The sequence below is a fragment of the Paraburkholderia sp. EG304 genome, assembly GCF_046543485.1.
Classification (GTDB): Bacteria; Pseudomonadota; Gammaproteobacteria; order Burkholderiales; family Burkholderiaceae; genus Paraburkholderia; species Paraburkholderia youngii.
Window position 1 is genome coordinate 43,475 of record NZ_JBKGUA010000016.1, and the last position, 12,358, is coordinate 55,832.

Here is a 12,358-nt window from a genome sequence, read left to right on the forward strand (position 1 = left end):
ATCATGGACTTGACTCAGGTTTCCTCCTCCTCTGCTTCACGCGCCGACAAGGCGTTTGCGAGCAGCACGCCCGAACTCCAGCAATTCGACGAACGGCCGTTCCTGAAACGCCTGGGTATCTTTGACTGGCTGTTCGCGCTCGCGCTGGTCGGTGGCGCCGGGTTCGCGCTGTCGCGCTATTACCCGTTCATGAATTACTACGACAAACTGGTGCTGGCCTGCTCGGTGCCGGTTTTCGTGGTGCTGGGCTGGCGCTGGAAGCCGGTGCGTCCGCTGATGGTGGGAATCGCCGCGCTGTCCCTGCTTGCGATCCAGATATACCAAGGCGATCTGAGCCGCGCCGACAACGCGTTCTTCCTCAAATATTTCCTGTCGAGCCAGTCCGCGATCCTGTGGATGAGCGCGCTGTTCGTCTTCGCGACCGTGTTCTACTGGATCGCGCTGCTGTCGCGCTCGCCGACCGGCGCCGCGATCGGCTCGAAGATGACGTGGGTGGCGGTGCTGATGGGCTTCGTCGGCATGATGGTGCGGTGGTACGAGTCGTACCTGATCGGCTCGGACGTCGGCCATATTCCGATTTCGAACCTGTATGAAGTATTCGTGCTGTTCAGCCTGATCACCGCGCTGTTCTATCTGTACTACGAGCAGCACTACAACACGCGCGCGCTCGGCGCGTTTGTGCTGCTCGTGATCAGCGCGGCCGTCGGCTTCCTGATGTGGTACTCGGTTTCGCGCGACGCGCAGCAGATCCAGCCGCTCGTGCCGGCGCTGCAAAGCTGGTGGATGAAGATTCACGTGCCGGCGAACTTCATCGGCTATGGCAGTTTCGCGCTGTCGGCGATGGTCGGCGTTGCATATCTGGCGAAGGAACGCGGCGTGCTCGCGGATCGTCTCCCGGCGCTCGACGTGCTCGACGACGTGATGTACAAGTCGATCGCGGTCGGCTTCGCGTTCTTCACGATCGCGACGATTCTCGGCGCCCTGTGGGCCGCGGAAGCGTGGGGCGGCTACTGGAGCTGGGACCCCAAGGAGACGTGGGCGCTGATCGTCTGGCTGAACTACGCGGCCTGGCTGCACATGCGTCTGATGAAGGGCCTGCGCGGCGCGGTCGCCGCATGGTGGGCGCTGACCGGCCTGCTGGTCACGAGCTTCGCGTTCCTCGGCGTGAACATGTTCCTGTCGGGCTTGCATAGCTACGGCAAGCTGTAAGATCCGCCGCGCTGAACCGACTAAGAACCGCCGCGTGCTTTTGCACCGGCGGTTTTTTCATGGCGGACGGAATATTCGTCGCGCCCCGGTGTTCACCCATCAAGCACCTGAGCAGGTACCCGTGGATGACAGGCGCCCCCAAACGGGCGATCATCAATATGGCACCGCAACGCGCACGACGCGGCGGGCCGGCAAGGAGCAGCACGATGTGGATCAAGCGAAGCGACAGAATTCAACTGACCGGGGATGACATCGCGCGCAGCGAAATCGCGCCGCGGCACGTGTTCGAGAACCGCCGACGCATCCTGCAGGCAGCCGGCGCGGTGGCGCTCGGCAGCCTGATCGGCGTGAGCGGCGAGGCGCTCGCGACATACTCGTCCCCCGATCCGAAGGCGCAGAAGCTCGCGGCGAAAACCAACACCAGGTTCGTCGCGCTCGACAAGATCACGCCGTACAAGGACATCACCACCTACAACAATTTCTACGAGTTCGGCACCGACAAATCCGACCCCTCGCAGCACGCGGGCACGCTGCGGCCGCATCCGTGGAAGGTGAGCGTAGAGGGCGAGATCAAGAATCCGAAGGTCTACGACATCGACGACCTGCTGAAGCTCGCACCGCTCGAGGAACGTGTGTACCGGCATCGCTGCGTCGAAGGCTGGTCGATCGTGGTGCCGTGGATCGGCGTCTCGCTTTCCGAGTTAATTAAACGCGTCGAGCCGACCGGCAATGCGAAGTACGTGCAATTCATCACGCTCGCCGATCCATCGCAGATGCCCGGGCTGTCGCAGCCCATACTCGAGTGGCCGTACTCCGAAGGCCTGCGGATGGACGAAGCGATGCATCCGCTGACGCTGCTGACGATGGGCCTCTACGGCCAGGTGCTGCCGAACCAGAACGGCGCGCCGATTCGCGTCGTGGTGCCATGGAAGTACGGCTTCAAGAGCGCGAAGTCGCTCGTGAAGATCCGTTTCGTCGACAAGCAGCCGCCGACCAGCTGGAACACGTACGCGTCGAACGAATATGGGTTTTATTCGAATGTGAATCCGAATGTCGATCATCCGCGCTGGAGCCAGGCGACCGAACGGCGCATCGGCGAAGACGGCTTTTTTACGCCGAAGCGCAAGACGCTGATGTTCAACGGTTACGGCGATCAGGTTGCATCGCTCTATCAAGGCATGGACCTGAAGAAGAACTTTTAAGGCGAGCGCGATGGCTTCCGATACGCAAACTGTCACCCGCAGCGCGCCTGCGACACGGCGCACGGCGCCGATGTCGGCGGCCAGGCGGCGGGCCGCGGGCAGCGCGCTCTGGGTCGTACCGGCGAAAGTCGCGGTCTTCGTCGCGGCGCTCTATCCGCTCGCACGCCTCGTGCTGTTTGGCCTGACCGACCGGCTCGGCGCGAATCCGATCGAATTCATCACGCGCTCGACGGGCCTGTGGACGCTCGTGTTCCTGTGCATCACGCTAGCGGTGACGCCGCTGCGCCGTCTGACCGGCGTCGCCGCGCTCGTGCGTTTCCGCCGGATGGTCGGGCTCTTTACGTTCTTCTACGCGACGCTGCATTTCACCACGTACCTGTGGTTCGACAAGTGGTTCGATGTGGCGGAGATTCTGAAGGACATCGGCAAGCGGCCGTTCATCACGGTGGGCTTCGCCGCGTTCGTGCTGCTGATCGCGCTTGCGGTGACGTCGCCGCGCGCAATGGTGCGCAAGCTCGGACGTCGCTGGCAGACGCTGCATCGCGCGATCTACGCGATCGGCGCGCTCGCGATCCTGCATTTCTGGTGGATGAAGGCGGGCAAGCACGATCTGCTGCTGCCGGAGATTTACGGCGCGGTGATGATTGCGCTGCTGGGATGGCGGCTGGTGGTCTGGATACGCGAGCGAAGGATGACGACGCGCCGACGGTGATTGCGCGAAACTTTCGCGTCACGCACGCGGCTGCAAAGAAAAATGGCGATGCCGAGGAGGCATCGCCATTTTTTTCGTTGCTGCGCTTTATTTACCGTTGGCTGTACAGCCAGCTCTGACGTTTACGCCGGCAGAATCGCTTCGCCCGCAAACAGCTGCCTGATCTCTTCGCGTGCGCGGACTACGTGCGCTTGTGTACCATCCACCATCACCTCGGCGGCGCGCGCACGGGTGTTGTAGTTCGAGCTCATCACGAAGCCATAGGCACCGGCCGAACGGATCGCGAGCAGATCGCCGGGTTCGACAGCGAGCAGCCGTTCGCGGCCGAGCCAGTCGCCGCTTTCGCAGACCGGGCCGACCACGTCATAGACGTGCGCAGGGACGTCGCGCTTCACGACCGGCTCGATTGCGTGATACGCGTCGTACATCGCGGGGCGTGCGAGATCGGTCATCGCCGCGTCGACGATCGCGAAGTTCTTGTCCTCGCCCGGCTTCAGAAACTCGAGACGCGTGAGCAGCACACCCGCGTTGCCGACCAGCGAGCGACCCGGCTCGAAATAGACTTCGCGGTGACCGTGGCCACGCGCTTCGATGCGATCGAGCACCGTGCGCACGAACTCGCCGATTTCCGGCGGCGTTTCGTCGTCGTAGGTGATGCCGAGGCCACCGCCGACGTCGATATGGCGAATCGACACGCCGTCCTGCTCGATCTGCTCCACGAGCTCCAGCACTTTGTCGATTGCGTCGAGGTAAGGCGCGACTTCGGTGATTTGCGAGCCGATATGGCAGTCGATGCCGACCACCTCGAGATTCGCCATCGCCGCGGCCGCCTGATAAGTGGCGCGTGCATCTTCGAACGCGACGCCGAACTTGTTCGTCTTCAGGCCGGTGGAAATGTACGGATGCGTTTTCGCGTCGACGTCGGGATTCACGCGCAGCGACACCGGCGCCTTCTTGCCCATCTCGCCCGCCACAGCGTTGAGTCGATCGAGCTCGGGAATCGATTCGACGTTGAAGCATTTGACGCCCGCCGCGAGCGCGTCGCGCATTTCGCTCGCCTGCTTGCCGACGCCCGAAAACACGGTGTTTTCCGCTTTGCCGCCGGCCGCGAGCACGCGCGCGAGTTCGCCGCCTGACACGATGTCGAAGCCCGCGCCGAGGCGCGCGAATACGTTCAGCACCGCGAGATTGCTGTTGGCCTTGACGGCCACGTGCACGCTCGCGCGACGCCCGGCGCAGGCGCCCGCATAGGCGTTCCACGCCGCGGTGAGCGCGGCGCGCGAATAGACGTACAGCGGCGTGCCGAACTGCTCGGCGAGGGAAACGGCGGACACGCCTTCGGCGTGCAATACGCCGTCGACGTAGTCAAATGCGGATCGAGTCATGCGAAAGTCTTATTGAGCGGAAGGGACGGCAGAGGCGGGCAGCGGTACTGCGGGAGCCGATGCCGCCGAAGCGGGCGGCGTCTTGAGTTGGTCTTCGGGGGCGAGCGTGAGCGGCGTGCCCGAGGTGTCCGGGATCGAATCCGCGTCGGCCGCGCTGCCGGTAGCCGGTTGCGTTTGATCGGTCGACGGCGTTTGCGTGCGATGAGCCGGCGGGGCAGGCAGCGGCGGTACGGTTGGCAGATAGAGCGCGCCGCGTTGGCCGCAGCCGGTAAGCGCACAACCTGCGAGAATGGCTAAAACCGCTACAATCGCGCGGCCGGGCGCTGCCGCGCGCATCCGAGTTACGACTCGCATGACTGTCCCTGAATGAATAATCGATGGAGTTTAGCATGTCCGATAGTGATTACCTGACCCGTGCGGAAGCCGTACTGGCCGCCATCGAGAGCGCGCTCGACGACATCGACGCCGACATCGAACTCGAGCGCAGCGGCAACGTTCTGACGCTCGAATTCGAGAACCGCACGAAGATCATCGTCAACCTTCAGCCCCCGATGAGCGAGATCTGGATCGCGGCGAAGGCCGGCGGTTTCCACTTCCGTTTCGTCGACGGCGAATGGCGCGACACGCGCAGCGGCTCGGAGTTTTTCGCGGCGCTGTCGCAGTATGCGACCGAGCAGGCTGGCGAGCCGGTGCAGTTCGCCGCGCAATGAGCACGGCGCAACAAGCGCGAAGCACGAGAGGCTCTCAAAACAAAACCGCCGCGTAATCAACGCGGCGGTTTTTTCTTTTCTAACGGTACGTCGACGCGGCCTCAGTGCCCGCGGAACAGATTCATGATGTCCTGCTTCTCCTGCTCGCCGACCTGTTCCGGCGCGGCGGCCGCGGCGCTCGCCTGGGCGTCGAGCGTCGCCTGACTGACGCCGACCGTTGCGATGAAACCGTGGCCCGGCGTGAAATCGTCGAAATAAAGTTCCGAGCCGATTTCGCTGACGTCGTCGGGGCGTGCCATCTTGTACTCGGGCACGCCCTTCAGCGCGCGTCCCATGTACTCGATCCACACCGGCAGCGCGAGGCCGCCGCCGGTTTCCTTGTCGCCGAGGCTGCGCGGATTGTCGTAGCCGATCCACGCGATCGCGGTGAGCGTGTGCTGATAGCCGGCAAACCACGCGTCGCGCGAGTCGTTGGTCGTGCCGGTCTTGCCGGCGAGATCGGTGCGCTTGAGCACGTTGCTCTTTGCGCCGGTGCCGTGCTGCGCGACGCTTTGCAACAGACTGTTCATCACATAGGCGTTGCGCGGGTCGATCGCATACGGCGCGTTTTGGCCGGCCACGAGCGGATGCGCTTGCGCGACGACGCCGCCGCGCTGATCGGTGACTTCCGCGATCAGGTAAGGATTGATCCGGTAGCCGCCGTTGGCGAACACCGAGAACGCGCCCGCCATCTGCAGCGGTGTCACGAGGCCCGCGCCGAGCGCCATCGGCAGATAGGCGGGATGGCGGTCCGCGTCGAAGCCGAAGCGCGTGATGTATTGCTGCGCGTACTTCGGGCCGATCTGATTCAGGATGCGGATCGACACGAGATTCTTCGATTTCTGCAGCGCGGTGCGCATCGTCATCGGACCGTCGAAGCCGCCGCCGTAGTTCTTCGGTTCCCACGCCTGGCCGCCGGTTTCGGCGGCGCTGAAAAAGAGCGGCGCGTCGTTGATGATCGTCGCGGGCCCAAGGCCTTTTTCGAGCGACGCCGAATAGATGAACGGCTTGAAGCTCGAGCCCGGCTGACGCCACGCCTGCGTCACGTGATTGAACTTGTTCTTGTTGAAGTCGAAGCCGCCGACCAGCGAACGGATCGCCCCGTCCTGCGGCACCACCGAGATGAACGCGCCTTCCACCTGCGGCAATTGCGTGATCGACCAGTCGCCCTCGTCGTTCTTCACGAGCCGCACGATCGCGCCGGGCCGGATGCGCTGATTCGGCTGCGCGCGCGGGCCGAGCGCGAACTGCGCATAGCGCAGGCCATCGCCCTGAATCGTTGCGACGTTGCCGTCGATGAAGGCCGCCTGCACCTCCTTCGGGCTCGCCGCCGTGACGACGGCCGCGATGATTTCGCCGTTGTCGGGATGCTCGAGCAGCGCGTCGTCGATGGCCTGCTCGCGCTCGTCGGCGTCGGCCGGCAGATCGATGAACGCCTCCGGGCCGCGATAGCCGTGACGGCGCTCGTAGTCCATCAAGCCTTTGCGCACCGCGTGATAGGCGACGTCCTGATCGGCCGAGTCGATCGTGGTCACGACGTTCAGGCCGCGCGTGTAGGCTTCCTCGCGATATTGCGCGTACATCATCTGCCGCACCATTTCCGCGACGTATTCCGCGTGCACGCTGTACTCCTTGCCCATGCCCTTCACGACGAGCCGCTGCCGGCTCGCCTCGTCGTACTGTTCCGGAGTGATGTAGTGCAACTCGTACATGCGCTGCAGGATGTACTCCTGGCGCACCTTCGCGCGCTTCGGATTGACGACGGGGTTATACGCGGACGGCGCCTTCGGCAGACCGGCGAGCATCGCCGATTCGGCGAGCGTCAGGTCTTTCAGATCCTTGCCGAAGTACACGCGCGCGGCGCTCGCGAATCCATACGCCCGCTGACCGAGATAGATCTGATTCATGTACACCTCGAGAATCTGATCCTTGCTCAGCTTCGACTCGATCTTGTACGCGAGCAGCATCTCGTAGATCTTGCGCGTATAGGTTTTCTCGCTGGACAAAAAGAAATTGCGCGCCACCTGCATCGTGATCGTGCTCGCGCCTTGCGTCGCATGGCCGTTGGTCAGCGCGACGATGCCGGCTCGCGCGATGCCGGTCAGGTCGACGCCGCCGTGTTCATAGAAGCGCGCGTCCTCGATCGCGAGGATCGCTTTCTTCAGGCTGTCGGGCACGTCCTGAATGTGCACGATGTCGCGCCGCTCCTCGCCGAATTCGCCGATCAGCACGTGGTCGGCCGTATAGATCCGCAGCGGCACTTTGGGTTGGTAGTCGGTCAGCGCATCGAGTGACGGCAGGTTCGGCGTTGCGACGACGAGCGCGTAGCCGAGCACCAGCGCTACGCACACGATGCCCGCCACTATCAACCCGACAAAGCCGAGGATCAGCTTCAGCCATAGCGGACGTTTGCGCTTTTTCGGCGCGGGCGGCGGAGACGTAGGAGACGTGGCTTGCATAGGAGTACCGGAAAAACAGTCCCGCGATTATAGCCGCCAGGGTTTTGCTGCTTTCGGAAGCCTTACGAATGGCGTGCAATCGGCACTCGCCAGGCGGCGCGGGAACGACTTCGCTGTAGTCCCAACTGTAGTCGCTTTGATGCCGCTCGGGGCGGCTTCGCAGCCGCGTTAGCCATTCGGCTGAATGTCGTTAGGACGCGCGTCTGCCGACAATGATCCCTCGTTATTCGCGTTCCGAGGGAGGACGGTATGGCTTATAAAAATTCATGGCTTCAGGCGGTGCGGGAGGGCCGGCAGCGTTTCGCCGCCGGCATCGACGTCGGTCCGCAAAACGTGCGTCTCGTGGTGGTGAGTCAACGCGCACGGGGTGCGCTGCATCTCGAACATATCAGCACGGTGCCGCTCGCGGCCGGCGTAATGGCGGGCGCGGAGATAGTCGATCGGCAGGCCGTTTCGCGGGCATTGCGCGATGCGTTCGCCGGCTTGCCGCGCGTATGCGCGACGCACGCGCTGCGCTGCGCGATGGCCGTGCCTTCGTCGGCCACGCTGACGACGACAGTGCCGCTCGCGCGGCTCGCCGCACAGAGCGACTGCGAGGCGGAGGACGGTGGCGTTGCGCTCGCCGGACTTGCGCCCGCGGTGATGGGCGAAGCGGAGCGTATCGCCGGGCTCGAGCGTCATGCGCTCGCGGTCGACTGGTACGTCGACGAGACGCCGTCGCCGCAGCGCTCGGTCAAGATCGCGGCGACCTCGCGTCAGCATCTGGAAGCGCGGATCGAATGCGCGGCGACCGCGGGCATTTCGTTATCCGCTATCGATGGCGAACCGCACGCGGCATTGCGCGCACTGCGCCATGCGGCGAGTCGCGAGCTCGACCCGAACGAACCATACGCGGCGGTGTGGGTCGGCACGGACGGCGTGTACGGCTGGAGTGTCGTCGATGGCGCGAACGTCGGCGAGATGCGCTATCCGGCGCCCGAGCATGCCGATCTCGCCGACGCGTTGCGCGATCTCACGCACGGGCCGGAGTTCGACTGCGCGCTGATCGGCGGCGAAATCGATCTGCTCGACGGCGTTGGCTTCTCGCTCGCCGATATCGGCGACGTGCTCGGCTGCTCGGCCCTCCCGTTCGAGTGCGCGCTGCTCGGCAGCCACGCGCGGCCGCTCGACGACGCGTTGCTGCACGAGCCGGCTGGCGCGGTGGCGTTTGGGCTCGCGTTGCGCGGGGTGCTGGAATGAGGGGCGTTCTGTCGTTTTCTTCTGGCGTGGCAGCGAGTCCCGATCGGGGTGATCAGCGTGCCGCTGTGCCGTGGCTCGGCGGCTTCAATTTGCTGCCGTATCGCAACGCAACGCGCGACTCGCGCGGCGCCGCTGCATGCGCGACTGGGCTGTGGCGGCTTGCGTCGGTGCCGCAGGCGTGTTGCTCGTCGCCGGTTGGCAGAGCTTCGCCGCGGCGCGGTTGGATGCGCGGCGCGCTGCGATCGAACAGGCGTTGGCCCCGCTCGCCGCGCCGCTCGCGGAGCACGCGAAGTTGTCGCGGGCTGAACAGGACCAACGCGAAGCCGCGGCGCGCGCCGCGAGTCTCGCGAAGCCGCTCGCGCATCTGCGGAATCTGCTCGACGCGCTGAGCTTCGAGCCCGGCGATCGCATCGTGTTGCGGCAGTTCCGGCAGCGCGAGTACGAGACCGAATTGCTGGCGACTTCGAGCGGCCATATCGCATCCGCTGAGTGGCTCAAGCGGCTCGGCGCAATCCACGGCGTGCAGGGTGCGGAGATGCGCGATTTGCGTCGGCCGACGGGGAAGGGCGGCGCGTCGACGGAACCGGCGATCGGCGGACCGGTGGAATTCGATGCGCGACTGCGCTGGGGCGATCCGCCGCCTCGGGCGACGCACGCGTCGAGGGCCGCACGAAAGGGAGGGGCGCGATGAGCACGACCTTTTTCGAGCCGGGCGGTGCGGCGCACGGCACCGCGGTTTTATCACGCTGGGTCAAGCGGGCGCGTATGCCGCTCGAGGCGTGGAGCTCGCGCCGTCGCTGGCTCGTCGCGGCGGCGATCGCTGCGCTCGTGTTCGGCTTCGGCGCGTACAGTTGGAACACGGCCGATCTCGCCGGACTGGAAGCGAGCCGCGCGGCGCTCGCGCTCAGTTCGCAGCGTCTCGCGGAGGCGCGGCACGTGCTCGCACAGCTGCCGTCGCTGCGCCGGGCAGCCGCGGCGATGTCGGCCACGGTGTCGAGCGCCACGCCGTGGAATTCCGCCGACGACGTGCGCATCGTCTCCGAGCTGGCTACGCAGAGCGGCGTCGCGTTGCTCGCAGTTGAACCGGGCGCGGCGAGCGGCGAGGGCGTCGAACGCAAGCGCGAGCTGCAGCTCACCGCGCTCACGGACTTCGTCCATCTGATGGCGTTTTTTCACGGGCTCGCGCAACTGCCGGTGCTGATCGTTCCCGCCGATGTGACCGTCAAGCAGGACGGCAAAGTTCTCGCGGTGGCCGCGACGCTGCAGGTGCACGACGCGCTGCGACCGGCGCCTGAGACCCCGGCTGCGAGCGCCGGCGTAAGCACTGACGCCGACGATGACGACGAAGGCCTCGTATTCTTCGATCCGTTCGCGAAGCCGCAGATCTCCGCGAGCGGCGAGCCGGGCGATGTTTCCGAGTTGCGCCTTATTGGTCTGCTGCGCGATCGTACCCGCGGGCTCGCCCTGCTCGACACACCAGACGGCACGACGACGGTCGCGGCCGGGCAGCAACTGGGCGTCGAGCGAGGCACGCAGCTCGACGCGCTCGGCATTACGCTCGCGAACGGCGGCGCGACGCGCACCCTGACGCTGACGCAGACGGAGGCGTCATGATGCGCATACTCAAACGATGGAGCGTGGCGAGATTGACGGGCGAACGCGAGGTCCGCGTCGTCGCCGGGCTGTGTGTCGGGCTCTACGCCGCAGCGACGCTCGGCGCGGGCGTCGCACGGGCAGCGACGCCACCGCTGCTGCCGCCGTTGCCGACTTACGCCGCGCTCGACGATCCAGCCGCATCGACCGAGACCGCCCTCGAGACAGCGCCGCTGCCGAGCGGCGGCATCGGTCAGGCAGCGAATCCGTTCGCCTACGTCTCTGCGTCAAGCGCGGCCCCAGAACCGGACACCCTTGAGCCGGCCCCGCGTGCCGCCGTCGCGCCCAACGCTTCCCCGGACGACGCCGCCAACGGCCCGAACCTGCCGCCGCCGCCAAAACAACCCGCGGCTCCGGCTCGCGACGACGGCGCCGGCACGCCCAGTCTGGAGGGCCCGCCGGTCCCGCTGCCGCCGCGGCCGCGCCTCGCCGACGCAGCGGCCGATGCCGACTCGGGCCTTCCCGCGGGCAACAAGCCGATCTCGCTGAACTTCCAGCATGCGCAACTGGGCGCGGTCCTGAAAGCGTTCGCCGAGTTCACCGGCCTGAACATTGTCGCCAGCGACAAGGTGCGCGGTGCCGTGTCGATACGGCTCGATCAGGTGCCGTGGCGCACCGCGTTCGACACGCTGCTCGATGTCAACAATCTGGCGATGGAGCGCCACGGCAACGTCATCTGGGTCGCGCCCGCCGCTGAACTCGCCGCGCGCGAACGTCAGCGCTTCGAAGCTCACGCGCGCGCCGCGGACCTCGAACCGCTCGCGAGCCGCACGTTCGAGCTGCACTACGCGCACGCAGAGGACGTGCGGCGCCTGCTGACCGGTTCCGGCACCCAGCGCGTGCTGTCCAAACGCGGCGCCGTCACCGCCGATCCGCGTACCAACCTGCTGTTCGTCACCGATCTCGCGGGGCGGCTCGAGCAGATCGCGGCGCTGGTCGCCTCCGTCGACCGGCCGACTCGCCAGGTGCTGATCGAGGCTCAGATCGTCGAAGGCGACCAGGGTTTTTCGCGCAATCTTGGGGTGCGGCTGTCGCTGGCCGGCACGAGCGCGGATGGTACGTCGAGGGGGCTGACGGGAGGAACGGACGGCACCGTGTACGATCTGTCGGCCCGTCCGATCTCCGGATTCGATGCCGCGACCGCTGGTCTCACGCTATTCGCCGCGCACGCGACACGGCTGCTGAATATCGAACTCTCGGCGCTCGAATCAGAGGGACATGGGAAAATCGTGTCGAGCCCGCGGGTCGTCACCGCCGACCGGATGAAGGCGATCGTCGAGCAGGGCACCGAACTGCCATATCAGGCGAAGGTCGGCCAGGGCGTATCTGGCGTGCAGTTTCGCCGCGCGACGCTCAAACTGGAGGTCGAGCCGCAGATCATGCCGGATGGCCGCGTAGTGCTCGATCTCGACGTCGCGAAGGACAGCGTCGGCGAGCAGACCGACGCCGGGCCCGCGATCAACACCAAGCACGTGCAAACGCGCGTCGAGGTCGAGGATGGTGGTACGGTGTCGATCGGCGGAATTTACGAGACCGATGACCGCGACGACGTCGAACGGGTGCCCATTCTTGGCAAAATACCGGTTCTGGGCGCGTTGTTCCGCCATCGGACTCATCGCGACGCGCGCAGCGAACTGGCGGTTTTCATCACGCCGCGCGTGGTGCGGGAAAATTAGGGCATATAGGGCACGCTTGCGCCGCCGTCCGTCGGCGGCGCGCAGGCTCGACAAGGCAGCCGCTTTGCCATTAA

Annotated in this window: 11 protein-coding genes; 8 read left to right on the plus strand and 3 right to left on the minus strand. The window is 65.6% G+C overall.

Going from position 1 to position 12,358, the window contains the following annotated elements:
- Positions 1-3 precede the first annotated feature (3 nt).
- The 3 genes from ccsB (at position 4) to msrQ (ending at position 3,123) form a co-directional block, all read left to right on the plus strand.
- A complete protein-coding gene (gene ccsB, locus ACLFKU_RS20010) occupies positions 4-1,209 on the plus strand; it encodes a c-type cytochrome biogenesis protein CcsB (RefSeq protein ID WP_368584386.1) in 1,206 nt (401 codons plus the stop codon).
- A 206-nt stretch (positions 1,210-1,415) separates the two neighbouring features.
- Positions 1,416-2,411, plus strand: a complete 996-nt coding sequence (msrP, locus tag ACLFKU_RS20015; RefSeq protein ID WP_410850212.1) for a protein-methionine-sulfoxide reductase catalytic subunit MsrP — start codon at positions 1,416-1,418, stop codon at positions 2,409-2,411.
- 10 nt (positions 2,412-2,421) lie between these two features.
- Positions 2,422-3,123, plus strand: coding sequence for a protein-methionine-sulfoxide reductase heme-binding subunit MsrQ (gene msrQ / locus ACLFKU_RS20020; protein WP_410850213.1), 702 nt, complete (start codon positions 2,422-2,424; stop codon positions 3,121-3,123).
- Positions 3,124-3,245: 122 nt separating this feature from the next.
- On the opposite strand, the gene lysA is transcribed toward msrQ, so the two are convergent.
- Both lysA and lptM read right to left on the minus strand, forming a co-directional pair.
- Complete coding sequence (gene lysA, locus ACLFKU_RS20025; protein WP_368584383.1) at positions 3,246-4,508, minus strand: diaminopimelate decarboxylase; 1,263 nt, start codon at positions 4,506-4,508, stop codon at positions 3,246-3,248.
- Between the two features lie 9 nt (positions 4,509-4,517).
- Positions 4,518-4,862: an LPS translocon maturation chaperone LptM gene (gene lptM, locus ACLFKU_RS20030; protein ID WP_368584382.1), complete on the minus strand. Its 345-nt coding sequence runs from the start codon at positions 4,860-4,862 to the stop codon at positions 4,518-4,520.
- A gap of 35 nt (positions 4,863-4,897) precedes the next feature.
- Between lptM and cyaY the strand changes: the two genes are divergently transcribed.
- The gene (gene cyaY, locus ACLFKU_RS20035) at positions 4,898-5,218 is read left to right on the plus strand and encodes an iron donor protein CyaY (protein WP_176110110.1); all 321 of its coding nucleotides are present in this window, start codon (positions 4,898-4,900) and stop codon (positions 5,216-5,218) included.
- Between the two features lie 101 nt (positions 5,219-5,319).
- Here the strand turns inward: cyaY and ACLFKU_RS20040 are convergent, their stop codons facing one another.
- Positions 5,320-7,716 (minus strand): penicillin-binding protein 1A, encoded by a 2,397-nt coding sequence (locus ACLFKU_RS20040; RefSeq protein ID WP_410850214.1) that lies wholly within the window; start codon positions 7,714-7,716, stop codon positions 5,320-5,322.
- Between the two features lie 249 nt (positions 7,717-7,965).
- Here ACLFKU_RS20040 and pilM point away from each other — a divergent pair, with 249 nt between their 5' ends.
- From pilM to ACLFKU_RS20060, 4 genes are all read left to right on the plus strand, one after another.
- Positions 7,966-8,955, plus strand: coding sequence for a pilus assembly protein PilM (gene pilM / locus ACLFKU_RS20045; protein WP_368584379.1), 990 nt, complete (start codon positions 7,966-7,968; stop codon positions 8,953-8,955).
- A 136-nt stretch (positions 8,956-9,091) separates the two neighbouring features.
- Positions 9,092-9,646 (plus strand): fimbrial assembly protein, encoded by a 555-nt coding sequence (locus tag ACLFKU_RS20050; protein ID WP_410850215.1) that lies wholly within the window; start codon positions 9,092-9,094, stop codon positions 9,644-9,646.
- Entirely contained in the window at positions 9,643-10,569 is a 927-nt protein-coding gene (locus ACLFKU_RS20055; RefSeq protein WP_410850216.1) for a hypothetical protein, read from the plus strand. The genes ACLFKU_RS20050 and ACLFKU_RS20055 overlap by 4 nt, the downstream gene beginning before the upstream one ends.
- On the plus strand, positions 10,566-12,284 hold the full coding sequence (locus ACLFKU_RS20060) for a type IV pilus secretin PilQ (RefSeq protein ID WP_410850217.1): 1,719 nt from the start codon (positions 10,566-10,568) through the stop codon (positions 12,282-12,284). The genes ACLFKU_RS20055 and ACLFKU_RS20060 overlap by 4 nt, the downstream gene beginning before the upstream one ends.
- The last annotated feature ends 74 nt before the right edge of the window (positions 12,285-12,358 follow it).